This is a genomic window from Marinicauda algicola (assembly GCF_017161425.1).
In the GTDB taxonomy this organism is placed as follows: domain Bacteria; phylum Pseudomonadota; class Alphaproteobacteria; order Caulobacterales; family Maricaulaceae; genus Marinicauda; species Marinicauda algicola.
In genome coordinates this window covers 3,214,957-3,240,070 of the sequence record NZ_CP071057.1, presented here as the reverse complement: position 1 = coordinate 3,240,070, position 25,114 = coordinate 3,214,957, and the positions used below count along the sequence as shown (strand labels likewise).

General features: G+C 67.1%; 25 protein-coding genes. 14 read left to right on the top strand and 11 right to left on the bottom strand.

The window, feature by feature from the left end:
- The first annotated feature begins 35 nt into the window (after nucleotides 1-35).
- The 4 genes from JW792_RS15935 to JW792_RS15920 all read left to right on the top strand — a co-directional run bounded on the left by JW792_RS15935 (nucleotide 36) and on the right by JW792_RS15920 (nucleotide 2,247).
- Nucleotides 36-218, top strand: coding sequence for a hypothetical protein (locus JW792_RS15935; protein WP_135994822.1), 183 nt, complete (start codon nucleotides 36-38; stop codon nucleotides 216-218).
- 309 nt (nucleotides 219-527) lie between these two features.
- Nucleotides 528-1,028 carry a siphovirus Gp157 family protein gene (locus tag JW792_RS15930; protein WP_135994823.1) on the top strand — a complete coding sequence of 167 codons (501 nt, stop codon included), beginning with the start codon at nucleotides 528-530 and terminating at the stop codon, nucleotides 1,026-1,028.
- Nucleotides 1,028-1,945 (top strand): DUF968 domain-containing protein, encoded by a 918-nt coding sequence (locus JW792_RS15925; RefSeq protein WP_135994824.1) that lies wholly within the window; start codon nucleotides 1,028-1,030, stop codon nucleotides 1,943-1,945. The genes JW792_RS15930 and JW792_RS15925 overlap by 1 nt, the downstream gene beginning before the upstream one ends.
- Nucleotides 1,942-2,247, top strand: a complete 306-nt coding sequence (locus JW792_RS15920) for a hypothetical protein (RefSeq protein ID WP_135994825.1) — start codon at nucleotides 1,942-1,944, stop codon at nucleotides 2,245-2,247. Before JW792_RS15925 ends, JW792_RS15920 begins: the two co-directional genes overlap by 4 nt.
- Before the next feature lie 287 nt (nucleotides 2,248-2,534).
- Here the strand turns inward: JW792_RS15920 and JW792_RS15915 are convergent, their stop codons facing one another.
- Nucleotides 2,535-2,981 (bottom strand): helix-turn-helix domain-containing protein, encoded by a 447-nt coding sequence (locus JW792_RS15915; RefSeq protein ID WP_135994826.1) that lies wholly within the window; start codon nucleotides 2,979-2,981, stop codon nucleotides 2,535-2,537.
- 537 nt (nucleotides 2,982-3,518) lie between these two features.
- Here JW792_RS15915 and JW792_RS15910 point away from each other — a divergent pair.
- Nucleotides 3,519-3,779, top strand: a complete 261-nt coding sequence (locus JW792_RS15910) for a hypothetical protein (protein ID WP_135994827.1) — start codon at nucleotides 3,519-3,521, stop codon at nucleotides 3,777-3,779.
- 140 nt (nucleotides 3,780-3,919) lie between these two features.
- Here the strand turns inward: JW792_RS15910 and JW792_RS15905 are convergent, their stop codons facing one another.
- From JW792_RS15905 to JW792_RS15890, 4 genes are all read right to left on the bottom strand, one after another.
- Complete coding sequence (locus JW792_RS15905) at nucleotides 3,920-5,428, bottom strand: phosphomannomutase/phosphoglucomutase (protein ID WP_206340830.1); 1,509 nt, start codon at nucleotides 5,426-5,428, stop codon at nucleotides 3,920-3,922.
- Nucleotides 5,429-5,502: 74 nt separating this feature from the next.
- Nucleotides 5,503-5,742 carry a hypothetical protein gene (locus JW792_RS15900; protein WP_135994829.1) on the bottom strand — a complete coding sequence of 80 codons (240 nt, stop codon included), beginning with the start codon at nucleotides 5,740-5,742 and terminating at the stop codon, nucleotides 5,503-5,505.
- 68 nt (nucleotides 5,743-5,810) lie between these two features.
- Entirely contained in the window at nucleotides 5,811-6,458 is a 648-nt protein-coding gene (locus tag JW792_RS15895) for a hypothetical protein (protein ID WP_135994830.1), read from the bottom strand.
- Nucleotides 6,458-7,399 carry a KpsF/GutQ family sugar-phosphate isomerase gene (locus tag JW792_RS15890; protein WP_135995262.1) on the bottom strand — a complete coding sequence of 314 codons (942 nt, stop codon included), beginning with the start codon at nucleotides 7,397-7,399 and terminating at the stop codon, nucleotides 6,458-6,460. Before JW792_RS15890 ends, JW792_RS15895 begins: the two co-directional genes overlap by 1 nt.
- Nucleotides 7,400-7,593: 194 nt before the next feature.
- On the opposite strand from JW792_RS15890, the gene gpmA reads away from it, so the two are divergent.
- The 4 genes from gpmA to JW792_RS15870 all read left to right on the top strand — a co-directional run bounded on the left by gpmA (nucleotide 7,594) and on the right by JW792_RS15870 (nucleotide 12,465).
- Nucleotides 7,594-8,313 (top strand): 2,3-diphosphoglycerate-dependent phosphoglycerate mutase, encoded by a 720-nt coding sequence (gene gpmA, locus JW792_RS15885; protein WP_135994831.1) that lies wholly within the window; start codon nucleotides 7,594-7,596, stop codon nucleotides 8,311-8,313.
- The gene (ribD, locus tag JW792_RS15880; protein WP_241094996.1) at nucleotides 8,310-8,918 is read left to right on the top strand and encodes a bifunctional diaminohydroxyphosphoribosylaminopyrimidine deaminase/5-amino-6-(5-phosphoribosylamino)uracil reductase RibD; all 609 of its coding nucleotides are present in this window, start codon (nucleotides 8,310-8,312) and stop codon (nucleotides 8,916-8,918) included. Before gpmA ends, ribD begins: the two co-directional genes overlap by 4 nt.
- A gap of 76 nt (nucleotides 8,919-8,994) precedes the next feature.
- Complete coding sequence (locus tag JW792_RS15875; RefSeq protein WP_135994832.1) at nucleotides 8,995-10,296, top strand: pentapeptide repeat-containing protein; 1,302 nt, start codon at nucleotides 8,995-8,997, stop codon at nucleotides 10,294-10,296.
- Between the two features lie 108 nt (nucleotides 10,297-10,404).
- Nucleotides 10,405-12,465, top strand: a complete 2,061-nt coding sequence (locus JW792_RS15870) for an NAD(+) synthase (protein WP_135994833.1) — start codon at nucleotides 10,405-10,407, stop codon at nucleotides 12,463-12,465.
- A gap of 97 nt (nucleotides 12,466-12,562) precedes the next feature.
- Here the strand turns inward: JW792_RS15870 and JW792_RS15865 are convergent, their stop codons facing one another.
- A complete protein-coding gene (locus JW792_RS15865; RefSeq protein ID WP_135994834.1) occupies nucleotides 12,563-13,033 on the bottom strand; it encodes an Hsp20 family protein in 471 nt (156 codons plus the stop codon).
- 258 nt (nucleotides 13,034-13,291) lie between these two features.
- On the opposite strand from JW792_RS15865, the gene JW792_RS15860 reads away from it, so the two are divergent.
- The 3 genes from JW792_RS15860 (at nucleotide 13,292) to JW792_RS15850 (ending at nucleotide 15,806) form a co-directional block, all read left to right on the top strand.
- Nucleotides 13,292-14,227, top strand: a complete 936-nt coding sequence (locus tag JW792_RS15860; RefSeq protein WP_135994835.1) for a class I SAM-dependent methyltransferase — start codon at nucleotides 13,292-13,294, stop codon at nucleotides 14,225-14,227.
- Nucleotides 14,220-14,945: a response regulator transcription factor gene (locus JW792_RS15855; protein ID WP_241094995.1), complete on the top strand. Its 726-nt coding sequence runs from the start codon at nucleotides 14,220-14,222 to the stop codon at nucleotides 14,943-14,945. The genes JW792_RS15860 and JW792_RS15855 overlap by 8 nt, the downstream gene beginning before the upstream one ends.
- 90 nt (nucleotides 14,946-15,035) lie before the next feature.
- Nucleotides 15,036-15,806, top strand: a complete 771-nt coding sequence (locus tag JW792_RS15850) for a CPBP family intramembrane glutamic endopeptidase (protein ID WP_135994836.1) — start codon at nucleotides 15,036-15,038, stop codon at nucleotides 15,804-15,806.
- A 10-nt stretch (nucleotides 15,807-15,816) separates the two neighbouring features.
- Here JW792_RS15850 and hisN read toward each other — a convergent pair whose 3' ends face one another.
- From hisN to JW792_RS15835, 3 genes are all read right to left on the bottom strand, one after another.
- A complete protein-coding gene (gene hisN / locus JW792_RS15845) occupies nucleotides 15,817-16,626 on the bottom strand; it encodes a histidinol-phosphatase (protein WP_135994837.1) in 810 nt (269 codons plus the stop codon).
- Between the two features lie 67 nt (nucleotides 16,627-16,693).
- Nucleotides 16,694-17,086, bottom strand: a complete 393-nt coding sequence (locus JW792_RS15840; RefSeq protein ID WP_135994838.1) for a helix-turn-helix domain-containing protein — start codon at nucleotides 17,084-17,086, stop codon at nucleotides 16,694-16,696.
- Nucleotides 17,087-17,244: 158 nt separating this feature from the next.
- Nucleotides 17,245-18,114, bottom strand: a complete 870-nt coding sequence (locus JW792_RS15835) for an N-formylglutamate amidohydrolase (RefSeq protein ID WP_135994839.1) — start codon at nucleotides 18,112-18,114, stop codon at nucleotides 17,245-17,247.
- A 138-nt stretch (nucleotides 18,115-18,252) separates the two neighbouring features.
- Between JW792_RS15835 and cpdR the strand changes: the two genes are divergently transcribed.
- Complete coding sequence (gene cpdR, locus JW792_RS15830) at nucleotides 18,253-18,621, top strand: cell cycle two-component system response regulator CpdR (RefSeq protein WP_135994840.1); 369 nt, start codon at nucleotides 18,253-18,255, stop codon at nucleotides 18,619-18,621.
- A gap of 77 nt (nucleotides 18,622-18,698) precedes the next feature.
- Here cpdR and JW792_RS15825 read toward each other — a convergent pair whose 3' ends face one another.
- Nucleotides 18,699-20,741: an alpha/beta hydrolase family protein gene (locus JW792_RS15825; protein WP_135994841.1), complete on the bottom strand. Its 2,043-nt coding sequence runs from the start codon at nucleotides 20,739-20,741 to the stop codon at nucleotides 18,699-18,701.
- 247 nt (nucleotides 20,742-20,988) lie between these two features.
- Between JW792_RS15825 and JW792_RS15820 the strand changes: the two genes are divergently transcribed.
- Complete coding sequence (locus tag JW792_RS15820) at nucleotides 20,989-21,618, top strand: hypothetical protein (protein ID WP_135994842.1); 630 nt, start codon at nucleotides 20,989-20,991, stop codon at nucleotides 21,616-21,618.
- A 152-nt stretch (nucleotides 21,619-21,770) separates the two neighbouring features.
- On the opposite strand, the gene JW792_RS15815 is transcribed toward JW792_RS15820, so the two are convergent.
- Nucleotides 21,771-24,893 (bottom strand): TonB-dependent receptor domain-containing protein, encoded by a 3,123-nt coding sequence (locus JW792_RS15815; RefSeq protein WP_135994843.1) that lies wholly within the window; start codon nucleotides 24,891-24,893, stop codon nucleotides 21,771-21,773.
- Between the last annotated feature and the right edge of the window lie 221 nt (nucleotides 24,894-25,114).

Here is a 25,114-nt window from a genome sequence, read left to right as displayed (position 1 = left end):
CTTCGCCGTCCAATCGAGCAGTGGTGGTGAGGGTCATGAAGGCTCGTGACCCCGCCGCCCTCTTCGTCGAAACGGCTGCCGCGCTCGAGCGCGCGCATGAAGCTGCCGTCGCCGGTCAGGCCGAGCCCGTTACCCGCGCAACGCGTGAGTGCCTTACCGAGAAGATAATCCACGAAGCTCGCCAAGCGATCGAACTCGCGCAGAAGGCGGCCGGGTAACTTCGGGCGCGCGCCGGCTCCGGCGTATAGATCAAGCCGAACGGGACGCCGGGCCCCACGGACACCGAGACTTGGCCGGTCGCGAATGAGCTGTGCTCGAGAGCCGGCCCCCCTTCCTGATCATGACTCCCATCTGCGCTCGCCCGCTGAACCTTCTTTCGGCGCGACGTAATGCCCTGGCCTTTCATTTCTGTCTCCCGATGGAGACAGGCAGCGCCGGAGTTCGTTTTTGATCTCAGCATCGACTGGACTGTGCGCCGCATCGGAGCGGTGGTGCGTGCCGGGTAAACCAGAAAAGGAGACAACCCGATGCTTGATCTGGCAACCGAACGCGCACGCCACGAGGTCCTGAAGGAACGCTTGATCGCCGAGCACGGTGACCTCGATGAGGAAACACTCGCCGACACGCTCGAAGGGCTGACCAATCTCAATCAGGTGATTGCAGCAGCCCTGCGCTCGGCCCTCGATGACGAGGCCATGGCGGCCGCTCTCAAGGACCGGCTTCAGACCATGCGCGCCCGGATGGAGCGAATAACCGGTCGGGCAAAAGCCAAGCGCCGGGCTTGCGCCGCAGCGATGGATAGCTGCGAGATTCGGCGCATCGAGGAGGAGGATCTCACGGTATCGCTCCGGCCGGGATCCCTGAAGCTCGATGTAGAGCAGATCGATGACATACCGCTTGAGTACTGGCGCACGCCCGACCCTGTCCTCGACCGCCGCGAGGTCACAGATGCACTCAAAGCCGGGACCGTCATACCCGGTGCCCGGCTTGTCGAAGGCGATCCGATCATCACGGTGAGGACCAAATAATGAGCTTCGATCAGAAAACCCAACGCGCCCTTCGCCGTGCAGGCTCAGCGCATATCGATCCAAATGGTGGGCCAGCCGAAGCCTGGCGGGCCATGGAGGAAGCAAACCGGCTCTTTGGCGCTGATGGCTGGAGCCGGGAGGTGCTCGAAATGCGCTGCGCCGCGACCCGGGAACGTGAGGGGGTGGTGACCACGGCTTATGTCGCCAAGGTACGTGTTTCGCTTGGTTCGGCGCCATTTCGCGATGGCCACGGATGCGGCGAGGGACGCGGCGACACGCCGTTCGAGGCACACAATAAAGGGCTGAAAGCCGCCGAGCTTGATGCCACCTTGCGTGCGCTCGCCACCTTCGGAAAGCCATTCGGTCTCGGCGTTCTCGGTCATAGGGGGCAGGAGAAGCGGTCTGCCGGTCGAAGTCGAAAGGCCGAAGGTTCAGCCGAGCACGCGACCGGTCAGGCTGGGCAGGACACTGATCGCGAGGGTGACGACCCACCCGGTGAAAACCAGTCAGATCCGGAGCCGGCGGAATCCGAAGCGAAACCGAACCGGTCAGGACAAGCCAACGAAACAGGTACGGTATGGGCAAAGGACATTGTCCGGGCCGACGATGAAGGCGGAGCGTTCTTTCTGCCGAAACAACGACGGTTGCGGGCGCCAGCCCATCTCGCTCACGTTCGCAGCCAGCCATGCCTGGTCTGCGGGCGCTCTCCGGCGGACGCCCACCATCTTCGTTTCATGCAGCCTCGGGCAATGGCGAAGAAAGTCTCCGATGAGTTCACAGTCCCGCTATGTCGCCGCCATCACGATCTTGTCCATCGTGATCCGGATGAACCGGGATGGTGGGCCGCCCATGGAATCGATCCGGTCCTGATCGCGCAAGAGCTCTGGGATGAGAGCACCGGCACGGTCCCGGTATGATCGTGCGCGAGATCATCCTGGCCGAACTCAGGACGGAAGGCGGGTGCAGCGCCGCCGAGCTGGCGATCCGGCTCGGCTGGCGGCCCGCCTCCGTCAGGGCGGAAATCTCGCGCCTTCGCGCCGGCGGACTGCCAATCCGAAGACAGGTGAGAGGCCGTTGGCGCGCGGCGATATACAGCCTTTGCGAACCCGGCGACCTCAATCCAAGCCTTCTGACCGAACTGAGACGACTGTCCGACCGGCAATTGGAGACGCTCATCGGCGCGATTGAAGCCGAGCGGATGCTTGGATTTACCCCATAATCTGACAGCCAATCATCTACGTGCGGGATTGACGGATACCCGCGGGTGAGCGCCAAGCCGCCCGCGCGGCCGCCGCGCCGACAGGACCAGTGACGTGACCCCGGCTTTCATCCAGCCGAAGCGAGAGTGCGGGGTGATTTGCTCTGAGCCCTCACGTTGGACTGCGGGACAATAGGGAGGTCTCCCTGACATAGCGGCAGTGTAGGTCGTTGAAATATCGACGCTTTCCTGCATGTGCCCAACAGCAAAATTCTTCGTCAACACGCCTGGAAACAGTCAGGGAAATTTCACGATGTACCGACTTCTTGATCTGCGCGCCCTTCCGCTTCCTCGGACGCGATTGTGCGCACGAGCGCAATTAGGCTCCTTCGTACTCCGCGATCGCCTATGCGAACGAACGCCCTCACCAGCTTTGCCCATTCCGGTGTATCGGGACCGGGCGTATCGGTAATAAAATCCGCCGCAGGAAATTTCGGGCGGCCTTGCTCATCGTCATCTCGGACGAGCCCCTCAAAGAAGTCGTTCACTGAAACGTCGAGCGCATCGGAGAGCACCCAGAGTCGACCGGCGCCGATCTTGTTCACGCCTCGCTCGTAATTGTCTATCTGTGAGGGCGTTAGGCCCAGACGGCGGGAAAGTTCGCGTTGAGAGATATTCAGACTCTCGCGTCGCAGTCTTATGCGCTCTCCAACATGCCGATCAACAGGATCCTTGGCGCGAGGGTTGACCTTCATTTCGTGTCTGCTTCCAGCGGGAATTGACCACTGAAGTCCAACTCGGCTCCAGTAGCCGTCAATTGTCATTATTTGGGCCAACGCCCCAATGCGATAAGAATACCGTCGGTTCACCCTGAGGATATTCTTCCGCCCTTTTGGGTCCGTAGTGCAGGCTGATACTAGCTTGCCTTTCCTAGATCACCGAACTGCTCAAGATGACGGACGCATTTCGCTATCGTAGCCTGCCGCCCCGCGCTCATCTCATACACAACGATGTCATCAAAGCCCTGCGAGTCACGCCTGACCGAAACCGAATCATCGCTTTCCGACTCGATCGCCTTCAAGAATGCGCTGATCGCCCGGTGAAAAGACACCATCTGCGCTCTCGTTAAAGATATCCTATGAGCAGCCATCCCCTCCCCCGTGAAAGCCACATGAACAACTTGAGACGGTACTACGATGCGCCAGCATCGACCAAGTGGCAGCCATGTTACATTTAGAGAAATTCTCTTGATATGCGACTATGCAACATGTCGTTTTATCCGGGCGAAGTCGATGATCCACTCGTCGGCCTCGCGGGCGATCGAGCCCAGCAGAACCCGCCTGCCGGTCTCCGCAGGCGGGTTCGCTTTCTTTTCGCCCCAGCGTTCAAATCTGGCCGAGTTTCCCTACGGCCTGATCAGCGAAATTTCTTCCTTGATCCAGAAGCGATTTTTCCCTGTTCGTTTTTCGGATTTCCCTGCTCGATGTGCCAGGGAATTTTTCGATAACATGTTGTTTTATAATGTAATTTTTAATCACGCTGCAGCGGCTTAGGCGACCATTAGGCCAGTTTCCCTGTTTAAATCAGCAAATCAGGGAAACATAGAACTTGAGCGGATATTCATCGGCGGCTGCTCGCAGTAAGTCCGTCGGGCGATGAATCGGCGCGGCGGGGAACCCCGACTTTCGGCGTCCTAGACCTTCTGGTCGAACGCGCCGACTTCCGGGTGCTGCTTCAGCTCCGCCTCGATCTCGGTGAAGACCGCCTTCATGTCCTCGCGCGAGTTCGGGCTTTCGACCACGACGACGAGGTTGGGCGTGTTCGAGCTGGCGCGCACCAGGCCCCAGGCGCCGTCGGCGAGGGTGAAGCGCACGCCGTTCACGGTGTTGATGTCGGCGATCGCGCGGCCGGCGACGGGCGTGCCGGCCTTCTTCTTCTCCTCGAAAGCCTTCACGATGCGTTCGACGACATCGTACTTCACCTCGTCGGGACAGGCCGGGGACATGGTCGGCGAGCCGTGGCTGACCGGTAGGGCGCGCTTCAGGTCGGCCATGGTCTGATCGCCCGCGCGGTCGAGCATCTCCAGGATCGCGCGCGCCGCAACGAGCCCATCATCATAGCCGCGCCCGATCGGCGGGCGCATGAAGAAATGTCCGGACTTCTCGAAGCCGGCCAGCGCGCCGAGCTCGTGGCTGCGCCGCTTGATGTAGGAATGTCCGGTCTTCCAGTAGTCGGTCTTCGCCCCGTTGCGCTCGAGCACCGGATCGATGGCATAGAGCCCGGTCGACTTGACGTCGACGACAAAGACCGCGTTCTCGTGGCTCGCGGAAAGGTCGCGCGCCAGCATCAGCCCGACCTTGTCGGCGAAGATCTCCTCGCCTTCGTTGTCGACGACGCCGCAGCGGTCGCCGTCCCCGTCGAAGGCGAGGCCCACCTCGGCGCCGTGCTCGCGCACCGCGTCGGCGACCGCGTGGAGCATCTTCATGTCTTCCGGGTTCGGATTGTAGCGCGGGAAGGAGTGGTCCAGCTCGCAATCGAGCTCGATCACCTCCGCCCCGATCGCGCGCAGCGCCTTAGGGGCGAACGCACCGGCCGTGCCGTTGCCGCAGGCGGCGACCACCTTGATCGGGCGCGACAGCCTCGTCTTGCCCGCGACATCGGCGATATAGCGCTCGAACACGCCGGTCTCGCGCACATAGGACCCGCCGGCGCGCGGCGCGAACTCCTCGCGAAGGACGATCTGCTTCAGGCGGCCCATCTCGTCGGGGCCGAAGGTCAGCGGGCGTTCCACCCCCATCTTCACCCCGGTCCAGCCATTGGAATTGTGGCTCGCGGTCACCATCGCCACGGCCGGGATGTCGAGGTCGAACTGGGCGAAATAGGCCATGGGCGAGAGCGAGAGCCCGATATCGTGGACCTCGATCCCGGCCTGCATCAGGCCCACCTCGAGCGCCTGCTTCACGCCCTGGGAATAGCTGCGGAAATCGTGGCCCGTGACGATCTTCGGCTCGACGCCGAGTTCGTGGATCAGCGTTCCGAGGCCGAGGCCGAGAGCCTGGATGCCGTAGAGATTGATCTCGGGGGCCTTGTCCGAACCGGGATGGCCGAACCACCAGCGCGCGTCGTATTCGCGGAAACCCGTCGGCTTGACGAGCGGCTCGGTTTCGAATTCCCAGGTATTCGGACGGAGATCGGAACGCACGGGCAAACCCTCTCAGCTGCGGCGGGCGTTGCAAACCACCTCGCAGCCCCGGGGTCAAGCGCCAAGACGCCAGGCTACAGGACCGTGTCGTCGGTCAACTCGAGGGCGGCGGAGATGTGCTCGAGGCAAAGCTCGAGCGTGGATTCCTCGCCGGTGCTGATTTCGTAGACGGAGTGGCTGTCCACTCCTGCCGATTCAGTCTTCAGGAAGACGAAATCGTCGGACTGGCTCTCCAGCCGCGCGACGAAGTCGTGAATCGCCTGATGGAAGGCATCCACCTGCCCCTGCATCAGGGATAGCCGAAACGATACCATGCTCCTGCCCCTCGGAGTCTTCTTATCACCTTAAACTGTGAACCAAGAAGGCCGGGGTGGGCAAGCGGTCATTCACGAGGGGGCGCGGCTCCCGCAGCGCGGCGAGCCGGTCCGGCCCCGCCGGGCGATGAACCCTGGCCGGCGAGGATCTCGATCACCACGCGGCGCACCAGCACGTCTCGGCCGAGCCCCTCCGGATCGGGCCAGATGCCGACCCACTCGTTTTCGTTGAGTGCGGCGTCGGCGGGCACTTGCCAGTCGAAGGAAACCGTCTCGAACCGTTCGCTGACCGGCACGGCCCGCCAGCCGGAATCCCCGGTCGAGACCGTGAAATAGCCGATGCGAACCTCCTCCAGCGTGTCGTCCATGGCCTGGATCTCGAAGGTGACGCGGATGGGCTGGCCGACCACTGCGGCCTCGAAGGCGGGCGGCACGACCAGGCCGACTCCGGCCGAGAGCGCTCCCGCGGCCTCGAGCGAGGCGTCCGAGCCGGCCCGCGCCACGGCGCCGCCGGGATAATCGGGCATGAAGGAGACCCGCGTGCCGGGACCCGGGATGAAGTTCGACAGGGCAGGTCCCTGCACCGTGAAGCGTCCGCCCTGCACCACCGGTTCGGTGCCCGCGGGGCGCACCAGCATGGCGAGCGCGACCAGCCCGGCCGCCAGAAGTCCGGCCAGCGGATAGAAGGCCCAGTCGGGAAGCGAGAAGGCACGCATCAGCTGATCCCGGCCCTCAGCAGGTCGTGGATGTGCAGCAGACCGCAGGGCCGGCCATCCTCCTCCACGACGAAGAGCTGGGTGATCTTGCGCTCGCCCGCGGTCATGCGCCGCAGCGCCTCGGCGGCCAGCAGGGAGCGGCGCGCCGTGAACGGGTCGCGCGTCATCACCTCCCCCGCGCTGCGCTCGAGCAGGTCGGGCGCCATCTTCCGGCGCAGGTCGCCGTCGGTGACGATGCCCGCGAGCCGGCCATCCCCGGCCACCACGCCGACGCAGCCGAAGCCCTTCGCGCTCATCTCGATCAGCGCCTCGCCCATGGACGCGCCCTCGCCGACGAGCGGCAGCTCGCGCCCGCCATGCATCAGATCCTCGACATGGGCCAGCGCCGCGCCGAGCGCGCCACCGGGATGGAAGCGGCCGAAATCCTCCGCCGTGAAGCCGCGCGCCTCGATCAGCGCCACGGCGAGCGCGTCGCCGGCTGCCATCATCAGCGTCGTGGATGTCGTCGGCGCGCGCGTCTCCCCGCAGGCCTCCGCCGCATCAGGGATCTTCAGCACATGGTCGGCGCCGCGCGCCAGCGTGCTTTGAAGGCCGGCCGTCATCGCGATCAGCGGCACGGCGAAGCGCCGGCAATAGGCGATGATGTCGCCGAGTTCGCGCGTCTCGCCCGATTTCGACAGGGCCAGCACCGCATCCTCGGCGGTGATCATGCCGAGATCGCCGTGGCTGGCTTCGGCCGGGTGGACGAACTGGGCCGGCGTTCCGGTGGAGGCGAGCGTGGCGGCGATCTTGCGCGCGACATGACCGGACTTGCCGACGCCGGCGCAGATCAGCCGCCCCTTCAGGCCGGCGATCAGGCGCACGACGCCCGCCGCGCTCTCGTCGAGGGAATCGCGCAGCAGCGCCAGCCCGTCCATCTCGATGGAGATCGTCCGGCGCATGGCGGAAAGCAGGGTCGGGCTGGTCAGGTCGTATTCGGCCAAGGCGATGTCTCGTGCTCGCGCGCGAGGCTTCGACGCGCCTTGGTGCTCTAGCAGCGCGGGCGCGCTGTTGCTAGACCGGGCTTGATCTTCACTTTGCGCACCGATCGGTTAAGAGCAGCACCGTTCGAGGAATCGGAACCGAGGAGCCCCGCGTGACCCGTCTCGTCCTGACCCGGCACGGCCAGAGCCAGTGGAATCTGGAGAACCGCTTCACCGGCTGGGTGGATGTCGACCTCACCGAAAAGGGCGAGGCCGAGGCGCGAAAGGGCGGCGTGCTGATGCGCGAGGCCGGTTTCGAGCCGGCCTGCGCCTTTACCAGCGTGCTCAAGCGGGCCATCCGCACGCTCTGGATCGGCCTTGAGGAGCTCGACCGGGTCTGGATCCCGGTGGAGAAGCACTGGCGGCTGAACGAGCGCCATTACGGCAAGCTTACCGGCCTCAACAAGGCCGAGACCGCCGAGCGCCACGGCGAGGACCAGGTGCATCTCTGGCGGCGGTCCTACGACATCCCGCCGCCGCCGCTCGAGATCGACGATCCCAACCATCCCCGTCACGATCCGCGCTATCGCGGTCTGGAGCCCGACCTTCTGCCCTCCACCGAGAGCCTGAAGCTGACGCTCGCGCGCGTTCAGCCCTACTGGGAGGAGACGATCGCGCCGCGCCTGGAGGCCGGCGAGGACGTGCTGGTCGCCGCGCACGGCAACTCGCTGCGCGCGCTGATCAAGCTGCTCTTCGACGTCGGCGACGAGGACATCGTCAATTTCGAGCTGCCCACCGCGAACCCGCTCCTGATCGATCTGACGGGCCTCAGGCCCGTCGAGGCCCGCTATCTCGATCCGGATCGGGCCAAAGACCTGCCGTCCTGCCCGTGAACGCACGCGCGCAGAGCCTCGCCGATCTGCGCTTCATGGATGCCGCGCTGGCCAGAGGCTTTGCCGCGCTCGGAACGACCGCGCCCAATCCGGCGGTGGGCTGCGTCATCGTGAAGGATCTCCGGGTGATCGCGGCCGCCGCGACGGCACCGGGCGGGCGCCCGCATGCCGAGGCGCTGGCGCTCGAACAGGCCGGCGAGGCCGCCCGCGGGGCGACCGCCTACGTCACGCTCGAGCCCTGTGCCCATCACGGCCGGACCCCGCCCTGCGCCGAGGCTCTGGCGAAGGCCGGCATCGCGCGCGTGGTGATCGCCTGCGGCGACCGCTTCGACCGGGTCGACGGGCGGGGCATCGCCCTTCTGGAGGCGGCAGGCATCGAGGTCGTCCGGGACGTTCGTCTCGACGCGGCGGCGGCCCACCACGCCGGATTCTTCGCACGGCTCTCCACCGGCCGCCCGCTCGTCGTCCAGGACAACCGGCCCGCCCTTTTCGACGCCGATCTCGTTCCCGGCCCCGGCGAAAGCCTCGAGGATGCGCTCGACCGGCTCGGGCGAGCGGGCATGAACCGGGTGCGTCTGGCGGGCGCAAGGGAAACACGCCGTTAAGGGGCCGGCCCTAGGGTGGACGAGGTTCGGCGCGCCGCGCCTTCACTCGTCAGCCCCGGGTTTGCAGACTCCTCAAATGATCGGCAAGACCATCACCTACGAACGCCTGAGCCAGGAGGAGGCCGATCGCGCCTGCGATCGCCACGAGAAGCTCCTGAGCGGGCAGATGGGCGGGGCGCGGGCGAATTTCGCCTACAAGGTCATGCAGGGCCTCGACCTTTCGGGGCGCAATCTCACCGACGCCGATTTTTCCGGCGCCATCCTGCAGGCGACGAATTTCTCGCGCGCCAACCTGTCGAGCGCCAATCTCTTCGCAACCGATCTCAGGCGTTCGAACCTCTCCGGCGCGGTGCTGCGCCGCGCGGATCTGCGCGGGGCTGTGCTGCGCGGGGCCAATCTCACCGGTGCCGATCTCTACCAGGCCGATCTGCGCGAGGGCGCGATCGCCCAGGTCGACCGGGAAAAGGGCCTGGCGGTGATCCGTCACGAGCAGCGGCCCGGCGAGGTCGCGGACGCCAATTTCACCGGTGCGAACCTGGCCAACTCGAAGATGACCGGTGCGGTGGCACAGCGTGCGGACTTCTCCGACGCGGTGCTGATCGGGGCAAGACTGCAGCGCGCAAACCTGCGCGGGGCGCGCTTTCCCGGTGCCAACCTGGAGGGCGCGGACCTGTCCGGCTCCGACCTCACCGATGCCGACCTGTCGAACTCGGTCCTGATCGGGGCCAAGCTCGACATGTGCAAGACACAGGGCATGAACACCGAGGGCGCGCTCACCGACAAGCCGGCCGGTCCGGCACCCGGCGCGGACATGGCCGAGACCGCCATGCTGCTGAAGGCGCATGCCCTGTGGTGCGAGACCGGCGGCAAGCAAGGCAAGCCCTCCCTGTTCAACGGCTGCGACCTCAGGGGCCTCAAGAGCCTCGCCCGGCGCAATCTGACCGCGCTGCAGGCCAAGGGGGCGATCCTCTACGGCGTCGACCTGGAGGGCGCCGCCCTGCAGGGAGCGAAGCTCGAGGGCGCCGATCTCAGGATGGCCTGCCTGCGCGGGGCGGATCTGCGCGGGGCCGACCTGTCCGGCGCGCAGCTCAACAATGCCGATCTCAGGGGGGCCCAGCTCGGCCCGCTGATCCTGCCGAACGACCGGCTGCTCGCCGCCTCCCTGGCGGGGGCCGTGCTGCGCTATTGCGACCTCTCCGGCACCGACATGCGCAACGTCAACGCCACCGGGGCGGACTTCTCCCACTCTTCCATGCACGGGCTCGACGCGCGCCGCGCGATCTTCGCCAGGGCCTGCCTTACCGGCGTCGGCCTGCCGCCGAACTTCCGCGAACAGCTCGCCGACGCCACCGGCGCGATCGACATGTCGGCGGCCTGACCGCCCGGCCCGTTTCGCTTGCCGCCTCCGCCGGCACGCTTTAATACTCACTTTGAGCATAAGCGCGTCCGCGCTATGTCAGCCGCGGCGAGCGACGAGCGAGGCAGCATGTCCGTCTTCAACAACATCTACCGCCACCGCATGGCGCGCATCGCCGCCTTCGCCCCCTTCGTCCAGCTCGCCGAGCCCAGGGCCAATGCCGGCCACATCCTCGAACTCGCCGGCCGCGCGCATGAGCGTCAGGCTGCGGTGGCCCTGTTTCCCGAGCTTTGCCTGGCCGGCTACTCGTTGGACGACCTGCATCACCAGGCGCCGATGCTCGACGCGATCGAGGCGGCCGCGCGCACGATCATCGAGGCGAGCCGGGAGCTGCGGCCGGTCATCGTCGTCGGTGCCCCCGTGCGCGTGCACAGCCAGCTCTACAACTGCGCGCTCGTCATCCATCGCGGACGCCTGCTCGGTATCGTTCCGAAGAGTTTCCTGCCGAACTACCGCGAGTATTACGAGAAGCGCTGGTTCTCCGAGGCGCCGGGGGCGCTGGTGGAGACGATCGGCTATGCCGGCGCGCAAACGCCCTTCGGCGCGCGGCTGATCTTCGAATGCGAGGACGTGCCGGAGCTGCGCGTCCATGTGGAGGTCTGCGAGGACTTGTGGGCGCCAAGCCCCCCGAGCCTCGATGGCGCGCTCGCCGGGGCGACGGTGATGCTGAACCTGTCCGCCTCCAACGTCACGATCGGCAAGGCGCGCGAGCGCGAGAAGCTGTGCAATGTCCAGTCCTTCCGCTGCCTCGGTGCCTATGTCTTCACCGCCGCCGGGACGGGGGAGTCCACCACCGATCTCGCCTGGGACGGCCAGATCACGGTGCACGAACTCGGCGAGAAGCTCGCCGAGAGCGAGCGCTTCTCCAATGCGGGCAGCGAACTCTTCGCCGACATCGATCTGGAGCGTATCGAGCAGGACCGCATCCGCTTCGCCACCTATCGCGACACCGCGGCGCGCGCGGCGCAGCGCCTGCGCGATTTCCGGCGGGTGAGCTTCCGCCTCGAGCCCGCGCTCGACACGGAAGTCCCGCTCGAACGCGCCTTCGACCGCTATCCCTTCGTGCCCAACGACGAGGCGCGCCTCGATGAGGACTGTTTCGAAGCCTATAACATCCAGGTCCAGGGCCTCGCCCAGCGCCTGCGCGCGACCGGGATCGAGCGGGCCGTGATCGGCGTCTCGGGCGGGCTCGATTCGACCCAGGCCCTGATCGTCACCGCACGCGCCTTCGACCGGCTCGGCCTGAAGCGCGAGAACATCGTCGCGGTATCCCTGCCCGGCTTCGGGACGAGTTCGAAGACCGCGCAAAACGCCAGGGCGCTCATCGAGGGTCTCGGCGTCAGCCACCGCACGATCGACATCCGTCCGGCCTCGGAACGCATGCTGGAGGATATCGGCCATCCGTATGCGGAGGGACGAAGTGAGTTCGACACCACGTTCGAGAACGTCCAGGCGGGCCTGCGCACCGACTATCTCTTCCGCCTCGCCAACCATCTCGGCGGCCTGGTGATCGGCACCGGCGACCTGTCCGAGCTGGCGCTCGGCTGGTGCACCTACGGGGTCGGCGACCAGATGTCCCACTACAATGTGAACGGCGCGGTGGCGAAGACTCTGATCCAGCATCTCATCGCCTGGTCGGCGCGGCGCGGCCAGTTCGGGCCGGAGGTTTCGGCGACGCTGGAGTCCATCCTCGCCACGGAGATCTCGCCGGAGCTGATCCCGGCCGGAGAGGACGAGAACATCCAGTCCACCGAGGAGGCCATCGGCCCCTACCCGCTGCAGGATTTCCACCTGCACCACATGATGCGCTTCGGCCTCGGGCCGGCCAAGACCGCCTTCCTGGCCCACGCCGCCTGGGGCGACGCAAAGGCCGGGGCCTGGCCGCCCCATGTCGGCGAGGAGCAGAAGCGCGCCTTTTCCCTGGAAGAGATCGTGCACTGGCTCGAGGTCTTCTCGCGCCGCTTCTTCCAGTTCTCCCAGTTCAAGCGCTCGGCGATGCCGAACGGACCGAAGGTCACGTCCGCCGGCGCGCTCTCCCCCCGCGGGGACTGGCGCATGCCGTCGGACAGCTCCGCCAGGGTCTGGCTCGACGAGATCGAGGCGCTCAAGCGCGAGCTCGGGCTGCGCTAGGCAAGAAAAAATGGCGCGCCCTTGAGGGGCGCGCCAGTCGTGGGGGAAACGTGAGCGCGGCGGGCCCGGGCGGGCGCGCCGCGTCGCCGGGCGAGCGTCAGGCGGCCGACTTCTTGCCGCCCTCGATCACCTTGGCGCCGGACTTGCCGTTGATGGCGATCTGGCGCGGCTTCTTCGCCTCGGGCACCTCGCGCTCGAGCTTGATCGTCAGCATGCCGTTCTTCAGCTCCGCATCGCGCACCTGGACGTGGTCGGCGAGATGGAAGCGGCGCTCGAAGGAGCGCTCGGCGATGCCGCGGTGCAGGAAGGTGCGCGCGTTCTCGTCCTCGGCGCGCTCGCGCTTGCCGGAGACGGTGAGCACGTTTTCCTGGACCTCGATCGACAGGTCGTCCTCGGAGAAACCGGCGACGGCGAGTTCGATCACGAACGCGTTCTCACCGGTCTGCTCGATATTGTAGGGGGGATAGCCGGAGCCGCCTTCCAGCTTGGACGCGGTGTCCATCATGTTGGCCAGCCGGTCGAAACCGACAATGGTCCGGTATAGCGGCGAAAAATCAACGCTACGCATGCTTGATCCTCCATCGAAGCGATCGCGGGCACCGGGCGCGCCGGGCCCTGTTGCAGTTGACGAATCGGACCGGCCTGCTTCGCGCGGCACCGGTCCCAGGCGTTCGAAGGCCCCGTACAGGCGACCCTCGCAAATCCACATGGGAAGCGCGCCCGCGCGATGCAATAGGCGCGCGCCGGGGCGCGCGTGGCTCTTGATTTTTCAACCCTTCGCGGGCCTTGATAGCCCCGCCCTCCGCGACCGAACGGGATTGTCCTCATGCGCCACGCCACTTCTCTCATCGCCCTGTCCCTGCTCCTGTCCGCCTGCGGCGGCGGCGAGGAGGAGCCCGCCGCACCGCCCGCCGGGGACGAGGCGGCGCCCGAGGCGGTCGCCGAGCCCGCCGCCGGGGCCGAAGCCGGGACGCTGGAATGGGCGGTCGAAGGCGCGTGGCGCGGCGAGCAGGCGGCCCGCGACGAGTGGCGCAACCCGCGGGAGACGCTGGAATTCTTCAACATCGATCCGTCCGGAACAGTGGTGGAGATCTGGCCGGCCGCCGGCTGGTACACCCAGATCCTCGCGCCCTGGATCGCGGCCAATGGCGGCACCTATGTCGCGGCCTATTTCCCGACCGGCGGCGAGGAGCGCCTGGAGCGCTTCCGCGACGAGTACATCGCCCGCTTTTCCGACCCGCTCTACGGCACGGTCCAGATGACCGAGTTCGGTCCCGAGACCGGTCCGATCCTGCCTCCGGAAAGCGCCGACGCGATCCTGACTTTCCGCAACGTGCACAACTGGATGGCGCGCGGCTTCGCGGAGAAGGCCTTCGCCGACTTCTATGCCGCGCTCAAGCCCGGCGGCGTGCTCGGCGTGGTCGAGCACCGCCTGCCCGCCAGCGTGGAACAGGACCCGCGTGCCGCAAGCGGCTATGTCCAGCAGGACTACGTCATCGCGCTGGCGCAGGAAGCCGGCTTCGAACTCGCCGCTGCGAGCGAGATCAACGCCAACCCGGCCGACACCGCTGACCATCCCTTCGGCGTGTGGACCCTGCCTCCCGTCAGCCGCGTCGCCGCGCCGGGCGAACAGCCCGCCGCCGACTTCGATCCCGCGCCCTACCAGGCGATCGGGGAATCCGACCGCATGACCCTGCGCTTCGTGAAGCCGGCGGCGGAGGCCGAAAGCGACGCGGGGGAGGAAGACGGCGGAAATGGCTAGCGCGCCCGGCCGGGAGGCTGCGCCAGGCCCCGCCCCCGCCGGGCAGGCGCGCCTGAGCGAGGAAGAACGCCGGACGATCGGGCGCTACATCCTCGCGCAGGGCGTCTTCAGCCTCGCCGGCCTTGCCGCGCTCGCCGGCCTCGTCGCCCTGGCGCTCTGGATGGTTTCCGCCGGCGAGAGGGGCTTTGCGGGCCCCTGGGTGCTGGGCGTACCGGTCCTGCTCTTGTGGTGCGCCCTGCTGGCGCTCGCGCCGGTCCGGCTGGCCCGGGCGCTGGGCGATCTGCGCCAGGGCGCCGTCAGCACCGTGCAGGGCCTGGCGCAGAAGGACCGCGTCCGCCGTCCCGGCCTCATCGCCCCGCTTGCCGGCGTTCTCGTCATAGACGGGCGCCGGTTCCGCGTGCCCGAGCCGGTGTTCCGGTCGGTCCCGGCCGACCGTCGCGTGCGGGTCCGCTTCGCGGCCCGATCCGGGGCCTTCCTGTCCTGGGCGGGGTGCGAAGACGGCGCACCGCCCCCCGGCCTTGCGGAGACGGCCTGGGATCTCACCCGGCGCGAGCGGGAGATCCTCGACCTCCTCGCCCAGGGGTGCACCGACAAGGAAATCGCCCGGCGGCTGAACCTCTCGCCGGCAACCGTGCGCGGATACAATTCCGAACTCTACGCCAAGCTCGGCGTGACCAACCGGACGCAGGCCGCCGCCTGCGCACGCCCGCGCGGCTGACGGATATCGGCCAACACATTCCCGACATTTGCCGGTGGCGCCCGCTCGCCGTGCCGGGCCCTCTCCCGTCATGCAAACGGGAGTGTCGAGATGACAGCAAGCAACGCGATCCGGCCGGGGGCCGGCTGGGGATTTTACCGCGGCGCCGGAGTGATCCTGACCGCGTTCGGGCTCTACGCGGTCCTGAGCATCGTGCACATGCGCACCGTGGCGGCGACGATCGGCATGGAGGCCTATCTCGGCGATGGCGAGCGCCTGCCCGCCTCGCTGCTGCTCGTCAGCCAGGCGAGCAAGGCCGCCGCCCTGCTCGCCGCGATCTGGCTCTGGCTCGCGCGCCGGCCCTCGATCGGCTGGGCGAGCCTCGGGCTACGGCCCGCGCCACCCCTCTGGCTCGTCGCCGGCAGCGCGATCGGACTGGCCTTCGTGCCCGCAGGTCTCCTCATCGTGAAGGCCGTGATCGCGGTCATGCCGGCCTGGGCGGGCTTCACCGGCGCCGCCTTTGCCTTCGCCGACCCGGCATCGCTCTGGGTGAGCGCCGCCTATCTCCTGATGACGATCGCGATCACGCCGTTCGCCGAGGAGGTCTTCTTCCGCGGCTTCCTGTTCCAGTGGATGACCGGCCACCGGCCGGTCTGGCTGGCCGCGCTGATGAGTTCGGCGATGTTCGGCGCCATGCACATCCTGCCGCCCCAGGCGATCAACGCCGCCCTGCTCGCCCTGGTGCTCGTCTGGCTGCTGCGCGCGTCCGGCTCGCTCTGGCCCGGCATCCTCGCGCATGCGGTGAACAACGCGGCCGGCCTCCTCCTCGGCGCCGCCGCGGCGGCCGGACGCCTGCCGGACTGGCTGACCCCGCCCGGCTAGCGTCACCTCCTCAGAGCGCGCACGCCTCCAGCAGCGCCAGAGCCTCCTCGTGCAGCGCCGGCGTCGCAGCGGCGAGGACCTGGCCGGTCTCGATGCGGGCGCGCCCGGCCCAGTCGGTGACGACACCGCCCGCGCCGCGGATCACCGGGACCAGGGCGGCGACGTCCCAGGGCTTCAGCCCGCTTTCCACGACCAGATCCACCCCGCCGAGCGCGAGCATGGCATAGCCGTAGGCATCGAGGCCGTAGCGCGCGAGACGCACGCGCGGGCGCAGCCGGGCGAAGGCCTCCGCCTCGCCGGCCTCGAACAGGTAGGGGTCGGTCGTCGTCAGCACCGCGTCGCGAAGGCGTTTCACCGATGAGGCGCGCAGCGCGCGCGTGCGGCCGGCATGCTCCAGCATGGTGCGCCGGTCGGTGCCGAGCGCCACGCCGAGAAAGCGTTCGCCGGTATGGGGCTGGTCGATCACCGACAGGCCCGGGCCGGTGTCGTCGGCGAGCCCGATCAGCACCGTCCAGGTCGGGATGCCCGCGATGAAGGCGCGCGTGCCGTCGATCGGGTCGAGCACCCAGGTCCGACCGCTTGTCGAGGGGCGCGCCCCCTCCTCCTCGCCGAGTACGCCGTCCTCGGGGAATCGCTCGGCGATGAGGGTGCGCAGCCGCGCCTCGATCGCCCGGTCGGCCTCGGTCACGGGGTCGAAGCCGGCCGCGTCCTTGTTGTCGGCGGCGAGGCCGGCGCGAAACAGCGGATACACCACCTCGCGCGCGGCGTCGGCCAGGCGCGCGGCGAAGGCGAGATCGTCCTCGGGCCGGATCGGGCTCATTCTCGGTCCTTGAAACGCCGAGGCCCGGCGCGGCGGCCGGGCCCCGGTCATCACCATCTCATGAAAGTCAGGCGACGTCGCTCTCGCGCTCCGTCGGATCGAGCGAGCGGGCGAGCTCGAGCAGACGGCGGCGCGGACGCTCGTTCAGCCGGTAATAGGCGCGCACGAGGTCCACCGTCTCCTTCTTGGAGAGGATGTCGGGCTCCAGCGACTCCTCCTCGGAGACCGCGGCGCCGCCCCGCCCCTCGATGCCCTCGTAGAAATACTGGACCGGGACGTCGAGGGCCTCGGCGAGTTCGAACAGCCGGCTGGCACTGACGCGGTTCGCGCCGCACTCGTACTTCTGGACCTGTTGGAAGCGGATCCCGACCGCGTCGGCGAGCTGGGATTGCGTCAAACCGAGCAGGCGCCGACGGCGGCGCAGGCGCTTGCCGACATGGTGGTCGATTTCATTCGTCATGAACCGGTTCCTCCGCATTCCGCGCCGCAGCGAGCCTGCCGCGACGGTGTCAGACGGCGTTCACTGCGCCGTCATGAATAATATACACTTGTCAGAGGTCTTATTGAATTCGTTTTCCACAGTAAAGTGAATTTGCACCCCAAGGATACACGTAAAGGTTATTCTGCCGCCGCTTCGGAGATTTCCTGGAATCCGACGATATCCTGCATCCAGCGCTCCAGTCGCGCGGCGAGATCGTCCCAGCCCTCGCCGGGGCAGACGCGCGCCTCGTCGAGATAGAGGCCCCGGTTGATCTCCACCTGCAGGACATGGACGCCCGAATCGGGCGCGCCGTAATGTTCGGTCGTGAATCCGCCCGCATAGGGCCGGTTGCGCACGACCGAAAGGCCGAGACGGCGGAATCCGGCCTCGGCCCGGGTCGTCAGGGCGCGCGTACAGGACGCGCCGAAGCGGTCTCCGAGCACGATGTCCGCGCCGCGCGCGCTCGCCGAGGGCATGGAGTGACAGTCGATCACGATCGCCTCGCCGAACTGCTCGCGCACGGCGTCGATCTCGGCCTTGAGCGTGTCGTGATAGGGCCGGTAATAGCGCCGGATCCGCTCGCGCGCCTCGGCGAAGGCGAGCTTGCCGGCATAGATCGCGCGCCCGTCCGCGGCTAGGCGCGGCACCACGCCCAGGCCCGCGGCGGCCCGCGCCGAGGCCGGACCGGCATTGGCCGGAAGCGCGTCCTCGAACATCGTCGGATCGAACTCCCACGCATCGCGATTGGGATCGACGAGCGCGCGCGGGAACTCCGCGGCGATCAGCGAGGCCCCAAGCGCGGGCGCGGAGGTGAAGAAGGCTTCCACATAGGCATCTTCGGAGCGGCGCAGCAGCGCGAGCGGGAGCGCCGATCGCGCTAGGAAGGCCGGTGGATAGCTCCGCCCGGAATGGGGCGAGGCGAAAATGAAGCGCGAGGTGCGGTGCTGCGGACGCAGAACGCGCACGGGCGCACTGTCGCGCTCGCTGGCCTTGCCGGTATCGGTCATGGTTCTATCCTTGCGGACAATCACTTGCCCGGTCAAACGGTTCTTCGCCTGCGTCCGATCCGCCTGCCGGCGTTCAGGGGAATTTTACCTCGGTCTGCTATCCAGGACGCTCGGATGGTGACGCCAAGAGGATTAGGCATGGCCCGCATTCTGCTTGCCGAAGACGATGATTCCATGCGCGATTTCCTGGCCAAGGCGCTCAAGCGCGCCGGCCACGAGGTCGAGGCCGTGGCCGACGGGGAGGAAGGGCTCGATGCGCTGGGCGACCGGGCCGGGCGCTACGATCTTCTGTTGACCGACATCGTGATGCCGGGCGTGGACGGGATCGAGCTCGCCCGCCGCGCGGCGGAGATCGACCCGGCGCTCAAGATCATGTTCATCACCGGCTTCGCCGCGGTCGCGCTCAATGCCGGCTCGCGCGCGCCGAAGGAGGCCAAGGTCCTTTCCAAGCCGTTCCACCTGCGCGATCTGGTCGACGAGGTGGCCAAGGTGATGGAAGCGGCCTGAGCCCGCCTCGAACCGAGGGACTCGCGACGAACAGCCCGCCCCGGAGTCCGGGGCGGGCTGTTCCTTTGGCAACCGCCCTAGCGCGGATCGGGCGGATTGTGCTCGAGCAGGAAGTTCCTGACCGCATCGATCGTGATCTGGCGCGTGCGGGCGAAGAGCAGGTTGTGTCCGTCGCCGTCGATCGCGACGAGCTCGACGTCCTTGCCCGCATTTCGCGCGGCCGCGACCATGATCTCGGCCTGCTCGAAGGGAACGATCTGGTCCTCGCGGGCATGGATGACAAGCAGCGGATCGTCGCCGTTCGCCGCCTGCCGCGCCGGTGAGATCGCGACCATCCGGTCACGCTCCACGCGCCAGTCGCCGATATACTCGGTCCAGTAGTTGACCGCGCCCGCCCCGCCGAGCTGGTCGGCCTGCCAGGCCATCATCTCCAGGATGTCGGAGACCGGCGCCCCGGCGATCGCGCAGCGATAGACGTCCGGTGTCAGCGCCCAGCCCGCGAGCGCCGCGTAGCCGCCATAGGACCAGCCCCAGATGCAGACCCGGCCGGCATCCACGACGCCCTCGGCGACGAGGTGCTCGACCGCGTCGGTGATGTCGGACTGCATCAGCCGGCCCCACTCCCCGTGGCCGCGCCGCACGAAGTCCTGACCCATGCCGTCCGAGCCGCGGAAGTTGGGCTGGAACACGGCATAGCCCATGTCCGCATAGGGCTGGGCGAAGAGCGGGTCGAAGCCGTAGACATCGCGTGACTGGGGGCCGCCGTGCGGCGCGATCACCAGCGGCAGGCCGTCGGCCGGCCGGTCGTTGGGCAGGGTGAGATAGCCCCAGAGATCGAGCCCGTCACGCGCGGTGTAATTCACGACCGAAACCGGATGGATCCGCTCGGGCGGAACCTCGGGATAGGCGCTCATCAGGAAGGCCATCTCCCCGGTCGTGCGGTCGAGGAGATAGAAGTCGTCGCTCGTCGCGCCGCCCGCCACGTTGACGATCAGCCGCTCCCCGGCCCGGTCCCAGCTCGTGATCGTGATGTCGGAATCGGCGAACAGGTCTTCCAGCTGGTCCTGCAGGGCGGCGAAGTCGGGATCGAACCACTCGGTCTGCCGGCGTTCCTCGAACCAGGTCGCGCCGATGACTTTTCCGGTGCGCCAGTCGGTGATGAAGCCGCCGAAATCGAAATCCTCCGGCGCGATCTCCGGCCCGGAAATCTCGCCGGTCTGCGGATGGAACAGGTAGGCGCGCAGCTTGTCGCGGTCCTCGAGCTGGGAGAACCAGATGCCGCGCCCCTGCACGTCCTCGCCGACGAGGTTGGACATGCGCGAGATCGCGCGCCGCCCGTCGCGCCCGAAACGCTCGACCGAATAGGTCTCCTCGTAGATCAGGTTCGCCCGGCGTCCATTGTAATCGTAGACGCGCCAGCGCTGCTCGTCGGCCTCGCGGTCCTGGCGCAGGATCGGCTGGTTGTCCTCCCCGATGACCCAGTTGACCGTCGACAGCGTCCCGTTGGCGACGCGGTCGTAATCGGCATCGTCCATGTCGTAGCGATACAGGTTGACGATCTGCCCGACCCCGCCGCCGCGGGCCCGGTCGACGCTGGTTCCGCGCTGCTGAACGACGATGGTGGAAATCAGGATGCCGTCCGGGTCGTCGGGCAGCAGGGACTCGATCGAGGCCTGCGGATCGATCTCGTGGTAATCCCTTTCTTCGAGATCATAGACGACCCGGCGGGCCACATCCGCGTCTTCCCACGGCTGGCCGGGCACGCTGATGCGTTCGCGGTAGACGATGAGGATGTAGCGGTCCGACAGCCAGTCGACGCCGACGAGCAATTCATCGTCGATGTCGCGCGAAAATCCCGGAATGGCGAACGACTGCTCGCTTCCGTCCAGCGACACGATGAGCGCAAAGGTCTGGTCGCGCTCGGCACCGGTGATCATCGCGATGCGCGTGCCGTCCGGCGAAATGTTGACCGACTGGGCGTCTGGAAGCCTGGCATAGGCCTCCGTGGGAACGACGGGCTGCGCGATCGCCGTGGCCGCGGACAGGACCGGGGCGAGCGCGGCCGCAGCCGCCAAGCCCACTCCCCACCCTGTCCTGGCCAGGATGTGCTTGATACTCATGTCTGACCCCCTTCATGCCCCGCACCGGATTCCACCGGCTTGCCGGGAAGCTTGTATTGCATCATGAAACCTAGCGGCTCGCACCCGCAGGGCAAGTCCAAACCGGCCCGCCGGCGCAGGCAGGCCTCGCCCGCAGCAATGGCGAAAGCCATGGCCAAACCGGCTGCGACACGTCACAGTATCCGCGTTGAATTTCCGGATGCCGGCGGGTCTCGCCTGCACCCGGCAGAACCGAGGGAGACGCGACTTGAAACGACTTCTCATTTCCGGGGCTCTCGCGGCGCTCGCGGCGGGCCCGGTCTTTGCCCAGTCCCCCGAGCAGAGCGCGCTTCTGCGCTGCCTCGGGATCGAGAACGATGCCGAGCGCCTCGCCTGCTTCGACCGGGTTGCCGCTCAGCAGGCCGCGGCGCCCGCCGAGGCGGCGCCGACCGGCTCCGAAGCCCAGTCCGAAGCCGGGAATTTCGGCGACGCGAGCGAGGAATCGCGCCTCTTCGGCCTGCCGCGTCCCTCGTTTCCCGACTTCTCCCTGCCCAGCCTGTCGCTCGGGCGGGATTCGGGCCGCGAGCTGGCCGCGGCGAGCGCGGGCGCCGCGCCGCAGACCCTGCCGCCGGAGACCGAAATCCTCGAACGCGCCGACAATGGCGATATCGATGCGGTGCGCATGACGATCGAGCGGATCAGCACGCATGGCTACAACACCAAGCGCTTCCACATGACCAATGGCCAGGTCTGGGAAGTGACGGACGGGATGCGCTTCTGGGTGCCGCGCGGGGACGACGTGATGCTCGCCGAAATCCGCCGCGCACCGGCCGGGGGCTATTTCCTGCGCATCAACGGCGAGGGCCGCGCGATCCGCGTGCAGCGTATCGACATCTGATCTTGCGCCTGCCGATCGAGTGCGAAGAGCCCGCCCCCGAAAGGGGCGGGCTTTTTCGTGCGGCGCCGCATTCGGGACGGCGGATTCCGGAAAGAAAGAAAAGGGCCCGCGCCGGTGGCGCGGGCCCCGAAGGCCTTCCCTGAAGTGACCGGTTAGAACTGCTTGGTCACGTTCAGGAAGAAGCGGCGGCCGAGCAGGTCGTAGCCCGAACCCAGCACCGCGTTGGAGGTGTTCTGGACATCGCCCGAGGCGTCCTGGTCGGTCAGAGCCGGGTCCTCGTCGAAGAGGTTGTTCACGCCGGCCCGGAAGATCCAGGTGTCGCGCGAATAGGTCATCGAGAGATCCTGGTACCAGACCGCATCGGCCGAGGTGATGGCCGAGGAGTAGTCCAGCCAGGGCGTGGACGGATCGTTGTTCGACACGCACCCGGCCAGTTCGCACGCCGCGTAGATGCGCTGTCCGTAAGGCTGGTTCGAGCCCGGCGTGATGTCGTTGAAGATCGACGCCTGCTCGCCCAGGTAACGGGCCCGCCACAGCACCGACCAGTCACCCTTGGTGAAGCGGGTGTTGACCGTGCCGCGCCATTCCGGGTTGCCCCAGTCGCCCACGAAGTTGTTGACGTTGGACTGAGGCGTGGTCTGGCTCAGCACCTCGTCCGACCAGGTCCACACCGCGTTCACGTCGATGTTGAACCCGCCGAAGAAGCTCTCCGGCACGTCGTAGGAGAACCGGCCGTTGAGGTCGAGACCCGAGGCCTGCTGGGCCGCCACGTTGAACGGCGTGTTGTCGACGAACGCCAGGAAGCCGGTCTGCGGATCGCGCTGACGGCGGGCGCAGAACGGGTCGTTCGGGAAGTTCGGCGAGTTGTAGCACTGCGCCAGCGAGAAGGCCGTACCCGGGATCGCGATGGAGTCCTCCACCTCGATGTCGAAGTAGGTCAGGCCGAACGTGGCGTCGAACGCGTCGAAGAAGGGCTGCTCGAACACCAGGCCGTAGCTGAACGCCGTGGAGGTTTCCGGCTCGAGGTTCGGGTTACCGGCCCGGAACGACTCGATCGAGGGAACCCCGCCGAGGCCCAGGGAGGTCGGATCGACACCCTCGGCCACGCAGTTGGCGAGCACCTGCGGGTCGCGGTTGTCCTGGCTCGGGTCGTAGGTCCCGCCCACGTTGGCGGCGGTCGGAACCACGCAGGGATCGGCGAAGCCGGAGGTGAAGCCGGTCTGACCGCCCAGGAAAAGCTCCCGCGTGTTCGGCGCGCGGAACGACGTGCCGTAGGTGCCGCGGAAGGTCAGGTAGTCGGTCGGCGACCAGGAGGCCCGGGCCGAGTAGGTGTCGTTCTGCCCGTAGAACTCGTGGTCGGTCAGGCGCCCGGCGAGATCGATCGTGATCTCTTCGGCAAGCGGCTGACCGGAGACGACCGGGATCGACACCTCGCCATAGACTTCCCACAGGCTCACCGAGCCGCGCGAGAGACGGTCGGCGAAGAAGCCGGCCGCACGGCCCTGGGCCGCCACGGTGTCCACGCCGGAGTCCAGGCTGTCTTCACGCCATTCCACACCGACCACGGCGGAGAGATCCCCGGCCGGGAGCTGGAACACCGGACCGGTCACGAAGCCGCCCGCGATCTTCTGGTCGACCTTGGTGGTGATGGTGCGCTCGATCTCGAGATACTCGCGCTCCTCCACCGAGCCGAAACCGGTGCTGGTCTGGGCGTCGTAGGGATAGAGACCCGGATGGAACAGGTTGACCGGGACGCACTCGTCCGGGCCGAGGAAGCCGAACAGCTCGGCATCCTGATCCGTGCCGCAGATGATGTTGCCGGTGCCGTCGTCACGCGAGGTGTAGATCGTGTGACGCAGGCGCGCCTCGTCGATCGCCGGACGGGACGAATAGCCCATCGAGCGGGTGTAGCCGGTGAACAGCTCGTAGGTCCATTCCGGCGCGTTGGCGAAGGCGAGATCGCCGCGCAGGCCGCCGATCAGGCGGGTCTGCTGGACTTCCACGTCGGTGTTCAGACGCTCGACCGGCGAGGCGAAGATCGGCACCACGTCGACGCCGAACGGGTTGAACGGGTTGGACGCGGGCACCGATGCGAAGATCTGTCCATGATAGCCGTTCTTCACATAGGTCTGGCTGTTGGAGTGCGAGGCCTCCGCGAAGGCGGTGATGCCGTCGATGCCGAAGACCGGATCGAGATCGCGCTCGCCGGTGAAGAACATCGAGTAGCGCTGGCTTTCCGGGATCATGTCGTCTTCGCCCTCGAGATACGAGGAGCGGGCCCGTTCGTCGAACGTGCTGCCGAGGCCGAAGCCGGTGCCGACCAGGAGCGGACGGTCTTCGCCGCCATTGTAGTAGACGTCGCGGCCGAAGAGGACGGGATCGTACAGGCTGAAGTCGAGATTGCCGTCCTGGAAGGCCGAGAAGATGCGGATCCGGTTGATGATCGCGCCTTCGCACTCGGAGAGCAGGTTGCCGTCGGCATCCAGTTCCAGGTCGCGGTTACAATAGAACCCGTCATTCGGGTCGAAGTTGTAGTCGCGGTCGTTCACATTCAGCTCGTCCTGGTGGAAGTACTCCACCGCGAACACGAAGTTCGAACGCTCGTTGGAATCGCCCATCATGACGTTCCAGCGCTGCGATCCGCCGCCGGATTCCTCGGGAACCGAGACGAAGCCGTCGACCTGCAGCCCGTCGAACTCGTCGCGCAGGATGACGTTGACCACGCCGGCCACGGCGTCCGAGCCGTAAACCGAGGAGGCGCCGTCCAGCAGGATGTCGATACGCTGGATGATCGAGGACGGGATCAGGTTGACGTCGGGCAGCGCCGGGGCGCCTTCCACGCCGGCCGGCGCGAAGCGGCGGCCGTTGATCAGGACCAGCGTCTGGTCCGGGTTCAGGCCGCGCAGCGAGATGTTGTTCGCGCCAGGGCCGCCGTCGGTGACGAAGCTCGAGGTGATGGTGGTGTCGAGCTGGACGCCCTGGGCCACCGTGGTCTGCTGGAGGATCTGCGCGGTGTCGATGAGACCGGCATCGCGGATCTCTTCGGAGTCGATGACCTGCAGCGGCGCGGTCGAGGTGAAGCTGTCGCGGCGGATACGCGAACCGGTCACGACGATCGTGTCGTCCGGATCGACTTCCTCCGCTTCCTCTTCCTCTTCTTCTTCCGCCTCCTGGCTGGCGTCCTGGGCGAGCGACGGCGCGGTCACCACGCTGCCGAACATGACGCCGGTCAGGATCGTCGACAGAAGCAGACGATTCTTTTCCCAATTGCTCACGATCGTTCCCCTTTTTTCGGATCGCTGCCCCGCACGCGCGAGGCCGTTGAAGCGCGGTATCCTCCGCACTTGGCCGGCACTATGGCGAGCGCGCCAGCGCGGCTGCAAGACAACGATGCGCGAAACGGCGATTTCACTGTGTGATTACGCCAGTCCTGTTGCAGAAAAGTCATAAACAATGAGTATTCGATTGATCACCCTTTGATCACTCTGAGTGCATT